This is a genomic window from Pseudorhodoferax sp. Leaf274, assembly GCF_001422445.1.
Taxonomy (GTDB): Bacteria; Pseudomonadota; Gammaproteobacteria; order Burkholderiales; family Burkholderiaceae_C; genus Pseudorhodoferax.
Window position 1 is genome coordinate 1 of sequence record NZ_LMNA01000028.1, and the last position, 15,540, is coordinate 15,540.

At 71.9% G+C, this 15,540-nt stretch carries 8 protein-coding genes; 4 read left to right on the forward strand and 4 right to left on the reverse strand.

The window, feature by feature from the left end:
* Positions 1-829: 829 nt before the first annotated feature.
* A complete protein-coding gene (locus ASF44_RS23935) occupies positions 830-3,364 on the forward strand; it encodes a winged helix-turn-helix domain-containing protein (RefSeq protein ID WP_056901781.1) in 2,535 nt (844 codons plus the stop codon).
* Here the strand turns inward: ASF44_RS23935 and ASF44_RS23940 are convergent.
* Genes ASF44_RS23940 through ASF44_RS23950 form a run of 3 tightly spaced genes read right to left on the reverse strand, consistent with a single transcriptional unit; the run spans position 3,361 to position 9,001 of the window.
* Positions 3,361-6,432, reverse strand: coding sequence for an efflux RND transporter permease subunit (locus ASF44_RS23940; protein ID WP_056901782.1), 3,072 nt, complete (start codon positions 6,430-6,432; stop codon positions 3,361-3,363). The genes ASF44_RS23935 and ASF44_RS23940 overlap by 4 nt on opposite strands.
* Positions 6,429-7,556, reverse strand: a complete 1,128-nt coding sequence (locus ASF44_RS23945) for an efflux RND transporter periplasmic adaptor subunit (protein WP_082525008.1) — start codon at positions 7,554-7,556, stop codon at positions 6,429-6,431. The genes ASF44_RS23940 and ASF44_RS23945 overlap by 4 nt, the downstream gene beginning before the upstream one ends.
* Positions 7,553-9,001: an efflux transporter outer membrane subunit gene (locus ASF44_RS23950; RefSeq protein ID WP_056901783.1), complete on the reverse strand. Its 1,449-nt coding sequence runs from the start codon at positions 8,999-9,001 to the stop codon at positions 7,553-7,555. The genes ASF44_RS23945 and ASF44_RS23950 overlap by 4 nt, the downstream gene beginning before the upstream one ends.
* Positions 9,002-9,126: 125 nt before the next feature.
* On the opposite strand from ASF44_RS23950, the gene ASF44_RS23955 reads away from it, so the two are divergent.
* The 3 genes from ASF44_RS23955 to ASF44_RS23965 all read left to right on the forward strand — a co-directional run bounded on the left by ASF44_RS23955 (position 9,127) and on the right by ASF44_RS23965 (position 11,832).
* Complete coding sequence (locus tag ASF44_RS23955) at positions 9,127-9,822, forward strand: response regulator transcription factor (protein ID WP_056901784.1); 696 nt, start codon at positions 9,127-9,129, stop codon at positions 9,820-9,822.
* Between the two features lie 6 nt (positions 9,823-9,828).
* Positions 9,829-10,881 (forward strand): ATP-binding protein, encoded by a 1,053-nt coding sequence (locus ASF44_RS23960; RefSeq protein ID WP_235579331.1) that lies wholly within the window; start codon positions 9,829-9,831, stop codon positions 10,879-10,881.
* 72 nt (positions 10,882-10,953) lie between these two features.
* Positions 10,954-11,832 (forward strand): FxDxF family PEP-CTERM protein, encoded by an 879-nt coding sequence (locus ASF44_RS23965; RefSeq protein ID WP_156374654.1) that lies wholly within the window; start codon positions 10,954-10,956, stop codon positions 11,830-11,832.
* Here the strand turns inward: ASF44_RS23965 and ASF44_RS23970 are convergent.
* Positions 11,825-15,517: a GMC oxidoreductase gene (locus tag ASF44_RS23970; RefSeq protein WP_056901786.1), complete on the reverse strand. Its 3,693-nt coding sequence runs from the start codon at positions 15,515-15,517 to the stop codon at positions 11,825-11,827. The genes ASF44_RS23965 and ASF44_RS23970 overlap by 8 nt on opposite strands.
* Positions 15,518-15,540 lie beyond the last annotated feature (23 nt).

Here is a 15,540-nt window from a genome sequence, read left to right on the forward strand (position 1 = left end):
TGTTCATCCGAGGTTGTTCTGGGTTGATGGTTTGGCGTGAGAACCTCCATCTTCCCCGACTACTTCGGGTGAACAACCTCTTGGGAAACGACAGCTAGTGAACGATTGGGGTGCGCCTGGTGTGGCGTTCGACATTGCCCTGTTCGACGGCCCGATGCAGTGCTGCTCGATGCAGCCCACCGTCTGGCCGAGCAGGATGGCCTTGTCGTCGACCTGTGGCGCTTTGCCCCAGGCTGTTATGCGTGCCCCTGAGCGTGCGTGAAGTTGCCAGTAGCCGGGGTAGATCAGCTTGTCGGGACGATGACCACTCAGCTACGCCACTGCAGGATCGCAGGCCGCCCTCAACGTCGCACGCACTCCCAGTCTCGCGCGCGGCAAGCTCTTGGCCATGCACGCGGAGGTGAGGTGAATAGATTGTTCATGTCTTCAATCTGCTGCGATGCTGTCCTTCGCTGCCCCTGGGCTAACGGGCTGCAATGGGCGCATAGCTACCGCTCATGACCAGCAGTTTTGCCACAAGGAGTGGCGTTCATTGACCCTGGCCGCGAGCCAGCATCAACGACGCAGGAAGCAAGAGTCCCTGTTTGAAATTGAAGATGCTCCTGCAAGCCCTCTGCCACCTGACAGCCGAGATCGCCCCCGCCCACTCTTGCGGCATCCCGCGCACCCGCACCCCTTGTCGCTGTATCCGATACAGTTCCGAACAAATATCGCACCACTTCCGTCAGGTTAGTGCGCAGATCTGTGCTAGCGCGGCACAATCCGGCCTCGCTGCCGGGCTGTGCCCTGGCGGAACGCGAACGCGAGGACTTGGGGCAACACACCGGACATGGCTGAGAGCGTTTTTCGATTCGACCGCGCCGAACTGCGGCTGCACGCGCGCGAGCTGCGCCTGGATGGCGCCCCCGTGGCGCTGGGCGCACGCGCCTTCGACCTGCTGCAGGCGCTGGTGACCCACCGCGACCGGCTGGTGACCAAGCACGAGCTGATGGAGATGGTCTGGCCCCGGCTGGTCGTGGAAGAGAACAACCTGCAGGTGCAGGTGAGCACGCTGCGCAAGCTGCTGGGCAGCAAGGCGATCGCCACCGTGCCCGGGCGCGGCTACCGTTTCGCCGCCCCGCTGATCGAGGACACCCGTGCGCCGGCCGCGCCGCCGCCGCGCGTGGTGGCGCCGCCGGCCTCGCGCGGGCAGGCCGGCAACCTGCGCCAGGGCGCGCCGCTGCTGGGCCGCGCCGCCGACCTGGCGACCGTGGCCGCGCTGGTGCGCACGCAGCGGCTGGTCAGCCTGCTGGGCGCCGGCGGCATCGGCAAGACCAGCCTGGCCAGCGCCGTGGCGTGGGAGCTGGGCCACGCGTTCGCCGACGGCGTGTGGCTGGTGCCCCTGGCCGATGTGGCCGAGCCCGCGGCGCTGCCGCTGGCCGTGGCGCGCGTGCTGCAGATCAACCTGCCCGGCCCCGACCCGCTGGCCGCGCTGGCCGAGCGGCTACCGCCGCAGCTGCTGCTGGTGCTGGACAACTGCGAACACCTGGCCGGCGCGGTGGCCCCGCTTGTGGAACGCCTGCTGCAGGCCTGCCCCGGGCTGCACGTGCTGGCCACCAGCCAGGAGCCGCTGCGGCTGGCGCGCGAGCAGCAGGTGCGCCTGGAAGCCTTGGCCGTGCCCGCGCCCGGCACGCGCGAGACGGCGCTGGCGCACGGCGCGGTGGCGCTGTTCCTGGCGCGGGCGCAGGCCGCGCTGCCGGGCTTCGCGCTGGACGCCGGCAACGAGCCGGCCGTGGTGGAGATCTGCCGCGCACTCGACGGCGTGCCGCTGGCGCTGGAGTTCGCCGCCGCGCGCGTGCCGCTGCTGGGCGTGGAGGGCGTGCGCCAGCACCTGGGCCAGCGCCTGCGCGTGCTGAGCCGCGGCGCGCGCGACGCGCCCGAGCGCCATCGCACGCTGCGCGCCACGCTGGACTGGAGCCACGCGCTGCTGCGCGAGGACGAGAAGAAGGTCTTCCGCCGCCTGGGCGTGTTCGTCGGCGGCTTCGGCCTGGAGCTGGCGCAGCAGCTCGCGGCCGACGACACCACCGACGCCTGGGACGTGCTGGAACTGCTGGGCAACCTGGTCGACAAGTCCATGGTGGTGGTGGACATGGCCAGCGCCGTGCCGCGCTACCGCCTGCTGGAGACCGCGCGTGCCTACGCGTGCGACCAGCTGGATCTGGCCGGCGAGCGGCCCGCGCTGCAGCGCGCACATGCACGCGCCATGCTGGCCATGTTCGACCGGCGCACGCGCATGGAGCGCCTGGGCTTGGAGACCGTGGACCAATGGATGCAGGCCTGCCAAGGCGAGGCCGACAACCTGCGCGCCGCCATCGACTGGGCCGTGGCCGCGGGCGAAAGCACGCTGGCGCTGGACCTGGCCAACACCGCGGCCGAGTTCATGTACGAGGCCGGCCGCTACCCCGAATGCGTGGCGTGGATGCGCCGCACCGAGCCGCTGATCGACGCCGGCACGCCCGAGCTGGTGGTCGCGCGCTTCCAGTTCGGGCTGGCCATGGTCGGCCTGCACGGCGGCGTGGAAGGTGCCGAGCGGCTGCGCCTGCTGGACGCTGCGCTGGCCACGCTGGAGCGCCACCCACCCTCCATGGTGCTGGTCTACGCGCTGTGCATGCGCGGCTACGTGGCCGGCATCTGCGGCGACCTGGCGCTGGCCCGCCGCACGCTGGACCGCGTGCACGCGCTGACCGAGCCGGCGCCCATGGTGCCGCTGCGCGGCCTGCCGCTGTACATCGAGGGCATGGTGCGCCGGTTCGAAGGCCGCCCGCACGAGGCCCTGGCCGCCTTCACCGAAGCGCTGCCCTACGTGCGCCGCCACGGCGACGGCCGCACGCTGTTCTACCTGCAGAGCAACATGGCCGCCGTGCACCACGAGATGGGCCACCTGGACGAAGCCGTGGACCAATACCGCCGCGCCATCGCCGCGCTGGAGGATTCGCCGCGCACCGACCCGCAGATGATGTCCTTCGCGCTGGTCTGGTACGCCCATGCGCTGACCGTCCAGGGCGCGCTGCACGAGGCGCTGGAGCAGGTGCGGCGCAGCCTGCCGTACTGCAGGCGCTCGGTGGGGCTGCGGCACTTCGCGGGCATGCTGGCGCTGCTGGCGGCGCGGCGCGGGCGGCTGCGCGAGGCTGCGCTGCTGCTGGGTTGCGACGACGCCGCGCGCCAGCGCCGTGGCGAGGTGCGCACGCCGTTCGACGTGCGCACCATGAAGGCCGTGCTGGCGCTGGTGGGCGCCCAGCACGGCGAGGAGCGCGTGGTGGTGTGGCGGGTGCAGGGTGGCGCGCTGGAGGAGGCAGAGGCGGCGGAGCTCGTGCTCGGCACCTAGGAGGCCGCGCGGCGCCCCAGCGATCGGCGCAGCCACTGCAGCAGGTCGTCCACGTAGGTGAACACCACCGGCACGACCAGCAGGCTCAGCACGGTCGAGGTGACCAGCCCGCCGATCACCACGATCGCCATGGGCTGCCGGAAGCTCGGCTCCGCGCCCAGGCCCAGCGCATTGGGCAGCATGCCGGCGGCCATGGCGATGGTGGTCATGACGATGGGGCGCGCGCGCTTGTGGCAGGCGTCGACCACCGCCTCCAGGCGCGCCAGTGCCCGGTCGCGCCGCGCGACGATGGCGTACTCCACCAGCAGGATCGAGTTCTTGGTCACGATGCCCATGAGCATCAGCACGCCGATGACCACCGGCATCGAGAACGACTGGTTGGTGAGCCAGAGCGCGCCGAACGCGCCACCGAAGGCCAGCGGCAGCGCGCACAGGATGGTGGCGGGCTGCAGGAAGTCGTGGAACAGCAGCACCAGCACCGCATAGATGCAGAACACGCCGATGGCCATTGCCGTGCCGAAGCTCGTGAACAGTTCGGCCATGCGCTGCAGCTCGCCCTGTTCCACGAGGCGCACGCCGGCCGGCAGCGCGGTGAAGGCCGGCAAGGCCATGGCCTCGCGCTGCACCTCGCCGAGCGCGCGGCCGTTGAGCTCCACGCTCAGCGTCACGTTGCGGGAGCGGTCCAGGCGGTCGATCTGCGAGGGGCCGCTGCCCATCGCCACGTCCGCCACCGCGCCGAGGCTGACCGTGCCCTGCGCGCCCTGCACGCGCAGCCGGGCGACCGCGTCCATGTCGGCGCGCACGGCATCGTCCATGCGCACGCGGATCGCGATCTGGCGCTCGGGCAGGTTGAGCTTGGGCAGCGCCGTCGCGTAGTCGCCGTAGGTGGCCAGCCGCACGGCGTCGGCCAGCGCCTCGGCGGTGACGCCCAGTGCCGCGGCGCGCGCATGGTCGGGCCGCACCTGCACTTCAGGCCGCTGCAGCGCCGCGCTCGACGTGACGTTGCCGATGCCCCGGAGCGAGCGCAGCTGCTGCTCGGCCTGTTGCGCGGCCTTGTCGAGCACCTCGGCATCGTCGCCGGCCAGCGTGATCTCCAGGGTCGAGCCGTTGCTGCTGCCGCTGACGCCGACGCGCACGCTGGCGATGGCCCGCAACTGCGCGCGCATGGCGGCTTCGACCTGGGACTGCTTGCGCGCGCGGTCGCCCCGGTCCACCAGGTCGACCGTGAGCGTGGCGCTGCTCACATCCGTGGTGGAGGTGGTGGCCATGCCATTGCCGGAGCTGGCCGTGCCGGCGGCCATGAACACGGACCGCACCTCCGGCATCGCGCTCAGGATCTGCTGCGCCTGCCGGCCGACGGCGACGGTCTGCGCCAGCGTGGCGTCGGGCCCGAGCTTGAGCGTCACCGTGCTCTGGGCCTTGTCCTGCGCCGGCATGAAGGCCGTCGGGATCGACAGCGCCAGCCCCACCGACAGCACCAGGAAGAGCAGGGCGGCCGCGGTCGTGGACTTGCGGTGCCGCAGCACGCCGCGCACCCAGCCCAGGTAGCGCGTCATGGTGGGCCCGTCCGTCGAGGCGCCGTGCAGGTGGGCGGCCTTCGGCCTGAGCAGGTAGGCCGCCATCATCGGCGTGAGCAGCCGCGCCACCAGCAACGACGCCAGCACCGCGACCGAGGCGGTCACGCCGAACTGGCGGAAAAACTTGCCCGGGATGCCGCCCATGAAGGCCGTGGGCAGGAACACCGCCACCAGCGTGAAGGTGGTGGCGATGACGGCCAGGCCGATCTCGTCCGCCGCCTCCATCGCCGCCTGGTAGGGCGTCTTGCCCATCAGCAGGTGGCGCTCGATGTTCTCGATCTCCACGATCGCATCGTCGACCAGCACGCCCACCACCAGGGACAGCGCCAGCAGCGTGATGGTGTTGAGCGAGTAGCCGGCCAGCGCCATGAAGGCGAAGGCCGGGGCGATGGACAGCGGCAGCGCCGCCGCGGCGATGAGCGTGGCGCGCCAGTCGCGCAGGAACCATCCCACCACGAGCACGGCCAGCACCGCGCCTTCGAGCAACAGCTCCATCGAGCCGTGGTAGTTCTCCTCGATCGGCGTGACGGTGTTGCTGGCCTCGGCGATGCGCACGCCGGGGTGCGCGGCGGAGAACTTCTGCAGTGCCGCCCGCACGCCGTCGGCGACGCCGGTGTCCGAGAAGCCCTGCGAGCGCTTGACCTGGAACCCGATCATCTGCCTGCCGTCGCGCAGCGCCATGGTGGTCCGCTCGGCATGCGCATCGCTGATGCGGGCGATCTGGTCCAGGCGCACATAACGGCCATCGGCCAGCGGCACGGCGATGGCCGCGACCTCGGCGGCCGAACCCACGGTGGCCAGCGTGCGGCTGGACTGCTTGCGTCCGCCCACGAACATCTCCCCGCCCGAGGCCTCCTTCTGCGTCGCCTTGAGCCGCGTGGACACGTCCGACGGCGTGACGCCCAGGCCGGCCATCAGCACCGAATCGAGGTCGACGTGGACTTCGCGGCTGACGCCGCCCACGCGCGACACCGCGCCCACGCCCGGCACGGCCAGCAGGCTCTTGGTGACCTGGTTGTCGACGAACCACGACAGGTCCTGCTCGTCCATCGATGGCGCGTCGATGGTGTAGGTCAGCAGCGCGCTGCTGGCCGTGGTCAGCTTGGAGACCGTGGGCGACGCCATGCTGGCGGGCAGGTCGGCCTTGGCGCCGTCGACCGCGTTGCGCACCTCGTTCAGCGCTTCCTCGGAGTTCTTGTCGATCTCGAAGCTCACGCTGATGCTCACCAGCCCGTCGGTGATGGTGGTGGTGATGTGGTCCAGGCGGCTGAGCGATGCGAGCTTGTCCTCGATCTTGCGCGCGACCTCGGTCTCCAGCTGCGCCGGCGCGGCACCCTCCAGCGTCGCCGAGACCTGGATGGTCGGCAGGTCGGTGTCGGGAAAGTCCTGGACCTGCAGCGACCTGAAGCCGATGAGCCCCAGCACCGTGAGCAGCACGAAGGTCAGGACGGCCGGGACCGGGTTGCGAATCGACCAGGATGACACGTTCATCGCGCCGCCTCCTGCCGCGCCACCGTCACCTGCACGCCGTCGGACAGCAAGGCGCCGCCGCTGGCCACGACGCGCGCATCGCCGGGCATGGGCGACAGCAGTTCCACCCGGTCGTCCTGGCGGCGGCCCGTCGTCACGGCCTGCGCCGAGACCTTGTTGCCGCCATCGACGAGGTAGACGTAGGCGCGCCCGTCGCGCATGACGATCGCCGACTGGGGCAGCGTGGCCGCCGGCGTGCTGCCCAGCCGGAGCCGCCCGCTGGCGAACATGCCCGCACGCGCGGTGCTGGCGCCGTCCAGGCTGACGTACACGGTGGCGCGCCCGGTGTTGGTCGACAGCGTCGGCGCCGCGACGCGCACGGTGCCGGTGGTGCGTTCGCCGCCGGGCAGCGTCAACTCGGCCTTCTGGCCGGCCTTCACGGCAGCGATGGCGTTGGCATCGAGTTCGGGCCGCCATTCCAGCCGGCCCTGCCGGACCAGGCGCAGCAGCTCGGTGCCCGCGCTCGCCACGTTGCCGACGATCCCGGCCCTGGACGACACCACCCCGTCGTCGGGGGCCAGCACGCGCGTCTGCGCGAGCTTGAGCTTCACGCTGTCCAGGTCGGCCTGCGCCGATTGCAGCGTCGCGCGCGCCGTCGCCTCCGAGATGCGGTACTCCTCGATCTGCTGGTCGGAGAGCGAGCCGGTGGCCCCCACGGCGTCGGCACGCCGCACATAGGCGCTGGCCTGCTCCAGGCTGCTGCGCGATTGCGCGACCACCGCCTGCTGCTTGCGCAGGTCGACCTGCAGGCTGTCGTCGGCCAGCCGCGCGAGCACCTGCCCGCGCCGCACCACGGCGCCGACATCCACCAGCAACTCGGCCACGCGCAGGCCGCCGGTCTCGGGGCTCACGACGATCTCCTGCCACGGCGCGATGGGCCCGCTGCCGGGCAGGACCTGGGGCCAGTCGCGGCGGTCGGGCGCGGTCACCTCGACCGTCATCGCGCTGGCGGGGGTGGATGCTGCCGGCGCGTCCGCGGCTGGCCGCAGCAGCATGGCGGCGGCGCCGAGCGCCAGCACGGCGCACACGACACATAGGGCGGCGAGGGCGCGGCGCGGGATCTGGGGTCTGGACGGGGTGCTCATGGTTTGTTGCGCGTGTCATCGGCCGCTGCCTGGGGCGGCGCGACCGGGGTGCCGGGTTGCCATCCGCCGCCGACGGCCTTGTAGAGCGCGATCCAGTACTGGACGCGGTTCTGTTGCAGGGCGATCTCGGTGATCTCGGCCGACAGCGCCGAGCGCCGCGCCTCCTCCAGCGTGAGCAGGCTGGTGCGGCCCGCGCGCCAGTTGCTTTCGCTCGAGACAAAGTAGCTCCGGTACTCGCGCGCCGCCGCCTGCGCCTGGTCCGCGCGGCGGGCGGCGCCATCGAGGTTCAGCAGGGCTTGCTCCACGTCGCGCACGACGGTGCGCACACCCTGGCGGTAGCTGGCCAGCGCCGACAGGTGGCTGGCCTGCGCGGTGTCGACCGCCGCGCGCCGCTGCCCGCCGTCGAACAGCGGGATCGACAGCGACGGCCCGAACGACCACAGCGTGGCCGGCGAAGCGAGGCTGCTGGCCGACACGCCGACCGAGCCGCTGAGCGACAGGCTCGGGTACAGGTCTGCCTGCGCCGCGCCGATCTCGGCGCCCGTGGCCGCCACCTCGCGTTCGAGCGCGGCCAGGTCGGGGCGCTGGCGCAGCACCTGCGCCGGCACCGCCTGCACCTGCAGCGCGGCCGGCTGTGGAATGCGGTCCTCGCCGCCAGCGAGCAGCGTGCGCAGCGCCGGCTCGTCGGCCCCCGTGAGGTAGACCAGCGACTTGACGAGCAGGCCGCACTGCGTGCGTTGCTGCAGCAGGCTCGCGCGCGCGCTGGCCAGGCTCGCGCGCGCCAGCATGGCTTCCGACGGTGCGGTGGTGCCGGCCTGCGCAGAGGCCGCGGTGGCCCGCTCGGTCGCGGCCGTGGAGCCGGCCTCGCGCTGGTAGGCGTCTGCGAGCAGGTTGCAGGCGCGGTATTGCACGTAGGTGTCGGCCACCTCGGCCGCGAGCGAGACGCGGGCGTCGTGCCAGTCGGCGGTGCGCGCCTCGACCCGTGCTTCGGAAGCCTCGGCGTTGCGGCGCACCTTGCCGAAGAGGTCGATCTCCCACGAGGCGTCGAAGCCGGCGCTGCGCGACGTGCCCGTGGCCACCGCCGCACCGGACTGCAGCTGGTTGCTGCGCGAGGCCGATGCGTTGGCGCTCACGCCCGGCAGGGCCTGCGCGCGCGTGCTGCGCAGCGTCGCACGGGCCTTCTCGATGCTGGCCCAGGCCTGCGTGAGCGTGGGGCTCTCGCGTTCGGCCATCGCCACCAGGCGGCCGAGCCGGGCGTCGTCGAACTGCTGCCACCACTTCTGCAGGTCGCCGGCACTGCCGCCATGGGGCAGTTCGGCCTGCCAGGCCGGCGGCGCCTGCGGTGGCGGCGGGTCTTGCGGCGGGGCCGTGGCGCAGGCGGCCAGGCTCCAGGCCACGCAGGCGGCGAGCGGCGTGGCAAGCAGGGAACGGGGGGGTGCTTTCATCGGATCTTCTTCCTGCGCCGAGCGTAGGAGCGCCCACTGTTGGCTGCGGTCAGCCAGCGTTAAGCTGGGTAAATGCCAGCCCCGGTCTGGTAGCGCGCAGCCCGATCGGCGCCATACTCGCGCCGATGCACAGGGTTCTGCTTGTCGACGACGACGTCGACCTCACATCGATGCTGTCGCTGTACATCTCCCGCGAAGGCTTCGACGTGCGCGTGGCGAACGACGGCGAGACGGGGGTGAACGAGGCGCTGCGCGGCGGCTACGCCCTCGTGGTGCTGGACATCATGATGCCGCGCCTGTCCGGCATGGAGGCGCTGCGCCGGATCCGCACCGCCAGCAATGTGCCGGTGCTCATGCTCACGGCGCGCGGCGACAACGTCGACCGCATCGTCGGCCTGAACATGGGCGCCGACGACTACGTGCCCAAGCCCTGCACACCCGGCGAACTGGTCGCGCGCATCCACGCGATCCTGCGGCGCACCGGGGGCCGCAGCGAGCCGGGGGCGGCCAACGCGGCGCAGGCGCTGACGGTGGGCGCGCTGACGCTGTATCCCGGCACGCGCCAGGCCCTCTGGCACGGCGCGCCGCTGGAGCTCACGGGCACCGAGTTCAGCCTGCTGGACGTGCTGGCGCGCCACGCGGGCCAGTTGACCAGCAAGCAGGACATCTCGCAGGCCGCCTTCGGCCGGCCGCTCACGCGCTTCGACCGCCGCATCGACGTGCACATCAGCAGCATCCGCCAGAAGCTGGGCCTGCGCGACGACGGCCGCTCATGGATCCAGAGCGTGCGCGGCCTGGGCTACCAGCTGCTGAAGGATTGAGACGCCGTGCCGCGGCCCACGCGCCTGTTCCGCAAGCTGCTGCTCGTGCTGTCGAGCTGCATGATCTCGAGCATCGCGTTGACGGCGCTCTACCTGTGGCTCATCGGGGTCACGCCGCCGCCGGGCGATCCGGTGTTCAAGGTGGGCGGCATGCCTGTCGTGCCGATCTTCATTGCCGTGCTCGCCAGCCTGGTGTTCGGCGCGTTCCTGGCCTGGTATCTCTCGCGGCCGCTCGCGCACCTGCGCTGGGGGCTGCAGCGCATGGCCGAAGGCCAGCTGGGCACACGCGTCGAGCCGCTCATGAACGGGCGCCGCGACGAGATCACCGACCTGGCGCACGACATCGACGGCATGGCGGCGCAGCTGCAGGCGATGATCGCCGCGCGCGACCGGCTGCTGCACGACATCTCCCACGAGCTGCGCTCGCCGCTGTCGCGCATCCAGGCGGCGATCGGGCTGCTCCGGCAGGGCTCGGCGCCGGCGGAAGGCATGGTCGATCGCGTGGAGCGGGAGACCGAGCGGCTGGATGCGCTGATCGACGAGATGCTCACGCTGCACCGGCTGACGGCGGCGGCGCCGATCGCGCGCAGCGCGGTCGACGTGGTGGAGATCCTGCACGACATCGCCGCCGACGCAGACTTCGAGGCGCGCGCCCGGAACCGCGCGGTGCGCATCGAGACGCCCGAGCGCTTCGTGGCCCAGGTCGACGGCGACCTGGTCTACCGCGCCTTCGAGAACGTGATCCGCAACGCCGTGAAGCACACGGCCGAAGGCAGCGCGGTGGACGTGCGGGCCCGCCTGGCCGAGGGCGGGCAGCTCGAGGTCGTCGTCAGCGACCGCGGGCCGGGCGTGCCGCCGCAGATGCTCGAAGCCATCTTCGAGCCCTTCGTGCGCATCGACCCGCGCGACACGGGCCGGGGCTCCGGGCTGGGCCTGGCGATCGCGCGCAGCGCGCTGCAGGCCCATGGCGGGACGATCCAGGCGCTGCTGGGCGACGAGGGCGGCCTGCAGGTCAGGATGAGGCTGCAGCCGGGACCGCCGGCCGCGCCCGTCCCGTGAACGCGGTATTCAAGCGTCCGCCGGGCAGGGCTATCCTGCGGCCCCCTGTTGCAGATCCGGAGATCCCGCGCCATGAAACTGTCTCTCGGTCTTGCGTTTGCGACAGCCATGGCGCTCGGGGGCCTCGGCACCGGCGCACAGGCGATCCCTGTCGACCTGTCCTCGGGCACCGGCGGCTTCGTGCGCACGCCCGGCAGCGGCGGGTTTTCCGACCTCTACACGTTCACACTGGCCTCGACGACCACCGTCAACGTGCTGCTCAGTTCGGTGGTGGGCGGCAGCCAGGACGTCGACTTCTCCAATGTGTTCCTGACCGGCCCGTCTGGCCAGGTGAACGCGGCCGCATTCACCGGCGACCCTTTCGAAAGCTGGGTGATCTTCGGCGCCACGCTGGGCCCGGGCGGCTACACGCTGACCGCGGCCGGCACCAACAGCGCAGCCGCCGGCACCTATGTCGGCAACATCGCGCTGGGGGGCGCCAGCACGGCGTCGCAGGGCGGCTCCGGCGGGCCGCTGGACCTGTCTTCGGGCAGCACCGGTTTCGTCAACACCCCTGCGGCGGGTGCGTTCACGGACTCCTACACCTTCACGGTGGCCTCGAAGACGGCTGTGAGCGTGTTGCTCAGTTCGGCCGTCGGCGCCAGCCAGGACGTGGACATCACAAGCCTGCTGTTGACGGGGCCATCGGGGGTGTTCAGCGGCGAGGCGTTCACGGCCGACCCGTTCGAGAACTGGCGCCTGAGCACGCCGGTGCTGGCTCCCGGCAGCTACACGCTGACCGCCAGCGGCACCAACAGCAGCGCCATGGCGACCTACGTCGGCAGCATCGCCCTGTCGCCAGACGGCCCCACGCCACCCAACACGGTGCCCGAGCCGGGAACCTCGGCATTGCTGTTGGCCGCGGGCATCGCCGCGGCGCGCGCCACGGGACGGCGCCGCCTCCTCAGTTGAACCGGTCCAGCTCCTGGAGGATCCACGGGTAGACCTCGCGTGCGGCCGTGCGCCCCACGAACAGGTCCATGTGCGCATACCCCTCGAACACCTGACGGCGGTACAGCGCGGGATCGTTGTACCGCTGTAGCCAGGCCTGCGTGCGCAGCGAGGTCTCGGGGAAGAACAGCTGGTTGTCCGCGCCCGCCATGAAGCTGACCGGCAGCGCCAGCCGCGGCGCGTTGGCGGGCGTCACGTAGCAGTCGTTGCCGTCCGCGTCCACGGCCTTGCCGCGCTGCATCACCAGGCTCAGCTGCTCGAAGGGGTGCAGCGAGACGGTGCCGAACATGCCGCCTAGCGCCGTGTGCGTGGCGTGGTTGAGCTGGCTGTGCGTCCACGAGGGGCCGAACACCGCGAACACGCGGCGGCACAGCGGGTTCTTGCAGGCCTCGCCATCGGGAACGGGCAGCTTGTAGGCCAGCGTGTCGATGGTCAGGTCCAGGTCGGTCGTGCCGGGCACGCTGTCGAAGCGGCCTTGCAGCGGCGCGTAGCCTTCCAGCAGCCGGGCCAGGCCGATGTCGGCCTTGGCCGCGTTGAGCCAGTTGGTCACCGGGTGCAGCGTGAGCTGTGACGCGATCAGCGAGCGCACGCCCTGCATGCCGTCGAGCAGCGCCATCAGCAGGCTCATCGCCCCCACGCAGTGCGCCATGGCCTGCACCGAGGCCGCGCCCGTGGCGGCGCGGATGGTGCGGACGGCGGCCGGCCAGTCCTCGCGCACGATGTCGTCGATGGTGAACGGCGCCACCGGGCTGCCGGAGTCGCTGCTGGCGCGGTAGTCGAACAGCCAGCAGTCGTAGCCGCGCGCGCACAGAGCCTCCACGAGGTTCTGGTCCACGGTGTCGGTGGCGAACGAACTGGCGCGCACCGAGAAGCCGGGCGCCAGCACCACCGGGCCGCGCGTGCCGCCGCGGTAGCGCGTGAGCCGGATCTGGAAGCCGCGCGCCGGGTCGCCGACCGGCACCTGCACCACCTCGGGCTGCGGCGCGCGCAGCATGCGGCGCGGCAGGTGCGGCGCATCCTGCGCGGGGAAGTTGTTGAGGTCGGCCAGCAGGCCGCCGTAGGCGCGCAGCAGCGTGGTGCCGAAGAAGCCGGCGAATTTGCCCAGGTAGACCTGCGAGATCGCATCGCGGGCGCGCGGCACGGCGTTCTCCAGTTCGCCGATCCAGTTGGCCGGCGGCGCCAGGCGGATGGTGGAGGCCTGCCAGGCCAGGTCTTCCAGGCCGAGCGTGAGCAGGCCCTGGGCCACCAGCGGCATGGTGGCGTCGTCGAGGTCGTAGACCTTGACCATCAGCGTGGTGGTGTCGGTCCATGGCGAGGATCCGGGCCGCTGGTGCAGCACCTTGTGGCCCTTGAAGCGCAGGCGCGAGCCGTTCTCGCGCAGCAGCACCATCTCGTAGCCCATGGTCCAGGTCTCCACCTGCTGCGGATCGACCGGGAACAGGTGGAACACGCCGCTCTGCACGGCCATGGGCTGCGGGCTCAGGGCCGGGCAGGTCACCGTGCCGCGGATGTGCGCCGGATGCGTGGGATCGTCCAGCAGGCGCGAGAGGTCGTCGGTGTGGATGGTCAGCTCGAACGCCATGGACTGGCCCGCCGCACGGCCCCAGGCGGCCGCCACGGCGTAGTCGCTCGCCAGGCGCTGGTCGGTGTTGGTGCGCACGGTGACCGCCTGGGTGCTGATCCAGCCCGCCATGGTCTCGGTGAACTCGAAGCTCGGCGACAGGCGCGCCGGGTCGTGTTCGATGATCTCGGCCACGGCCTTCTTGGCGGCGTCCAGCACGCCGTCCTCCACCACGTCGAGCGCGCGCTGCCACCAGTGGCGGTGCTTGCCCGGTGGCGGGGCCGGCGCCGGCATGGGCTTGCGCGGGCCCAGCGTCTGGTCGGTGGTCCAGCCGCGCGCATCGCACAGGTGCTGCAGCGCGCGTTCGGCCAGCGCCGAGATGGTCAGCAGCGGGTTCACGCCCACGGCGCCGGGCAGGATGGCGCCGTCGCAGACGAACAGGCCCTCGTGCACCGCCGTGCCGGTGCTGCCGGCGAACACGCGGCCCAGGTGGTCGACCACGCCGTGCGTGGCGTCGTCGCCCATGCCGCAGCCGCCCAGCGGGTGCACGGTGATGAGCTTGTTGCCCAGCGGCTGGCTCCACAGCGGGTTGGGCACGAACTGGCCCGAGATCGCCTGGCTGGCCAGGTTGAGCCAGTCGTTGTCGCGCACGATGGCGGGGCTGCTGCCCGCGCCGGGCCAGTGGATGCGCAGGCGGTCGTTCTGCAGCCGCAGTTCTCCGGCCGACTCGTCCACGCTCATCACGAGGTAGGTCTGCGTGCGCGCCACCGCGCCGGCATAGGCCGTGGCGGCCAGCTGGCTGGGGTGCTGCACGGCATCGGCCATGGTCTGGGCGTCGAGCAGGCGGGCCTTGGCCTGGCCGGCGCCGAAGGTGAACTCGCCGCCGTTCAGGGCTTCGTTGAAGAACAGCGCAGGCGTGAGCAGCGTGGCCAGTGCGCCGGGGATCACGCCTTCCTCGATCACCAGGCCGTCGGCCAGCTCCGGCGTGGCGCGCATGTCGATGAGGCCGGTGATGCAGGGGCCGGGCAGCTGCGGCTTGGGCACGGGGTTGGTGCCGGCGCCCACGCCGTTGATGTTGCGGCGCTGGTCCTGCCCGTTGGGCGCGTCGGCTTGCGCGGGCTGGGGGTCCCAGTCGGCGTCGAAGCCCAGGGCCAGCACGTCGCCGTTGCCCGAGAAGCGCTGGCCCAGCCGGTCGGACAGCGCCAGGCCCTGTTCGCGCGAGCGCAGCAGGATCTCGGTGGAGCCGAGCGCGCCGGCGCCCAGCAGCACCATGTCGGCGTAGACGCTGCCGGGCGCGGCCGGGCCCGGCGCGGCACCGCGCAGCGCCACGGCCTCGAAGAACACGCGCCAGCCGGCACCTTCGCGCGCCACGTGGCGCACGCGCGCGCCGGTGAAGATCTGCGCGCCGTGCGCATGCGCGTCCGGCAGGTAGTTCATGCGCGTGGTGTTCTTGGCGCCCACGTTGCAGCCGCTGGTGCAGTCGCCACACAGCGTGCAGGCCGGCTGCGGCACGCCGAAGGGGTTGGTCTGGTCCTCGAAGTTGACCGTGATGGGCGGGCGCGAGAAGGGCTTCTTCAGCACCTGGGCCGACTTGCGCAGGGCTTCGAGCTTGTTGAGCTTGGGAAAGTGCTCAGGGTAGGGCGTGGGCGCCAGCACGCGGCGGGCGCGCTCCACGTAGGGCGCGAGCAGCGCCGGGTCGTCGCGGAAGGGCCGGGGCCAGGCGGTGGTGGCGAAATGGCGCGGATCGACCTCCAGCGCCACGTTGGCGTTGATCAGCGAGGTGCCGCCCAGGCCGCAGCCCACCATGGCCAGCATGTCGTCGTTCAGGTGCAGGTTGTACAGGCCATCGGCCGCGCCGAGCTTGCCGCGCGCGGTGTCGACCTGCATGTCGGCGCGCGCGTTGGCCAGGCCGTCGGGAAACTGGCCGGGCAGGATCTCGCGGCCGCGCTCGAGCACGCAGACGGACTGGCCGGCGCGCGCCAGCCGCGCGGCGGCCACGCCGGCGCCGTAGCCCGAGCCGACCACCACGGCGGTGTAGCGTGCGCCGATCTCGTGCAGCGGGCGGGCGATGGGTTGCAGGGTCACGAGGGCTCCCGGGTGTCTTGTCG

Coding starts and splice junctions, on each gene's coding strand:
- ASF44_RS23945 (WP_082525008.1), bottom strand. CDS start 7,556: ATGAGCACCCCGTCCAGACCCCAGATCCCGCGCCGCGCCCTCGCCGCC.
- ASF44_RS23955 (WP_056901784.1), top strand. CDS start 9,127: ATGCACAGGGTTCTGCTTGTCGACGACGACGTCGACCTCACATCGATG.
- ASF44_RS23940 (WP_056901782.1), bottom strand. CDS start 6,432: ATGAACGTGTCATCCTGGTCGATTCGCAACCCGGTCCCGGCCGTCCTG.
- ASF44_RS23935 (WP_056901781.1), top strand. CDS start 830: ATGGCTGAGAGCGTTTTTCGATTCGACCGCGCCGAACTGCGGCTGCAC.
- ASF44_RS23965 (WP_156374654.1), top strand. CDS start 10,954: ATGAAACTGTCTCTCGGTCTTGCGTTTGCGACAGCCATGGCGCTCGGG.
- ASF44_RS23950 (WP_056901783.1), bottom strand. CDS start 9,001: ATGAAAGCACCCCCCCGTTCCCTGCTTGCCACGCCGCTCGCCGCCTGC.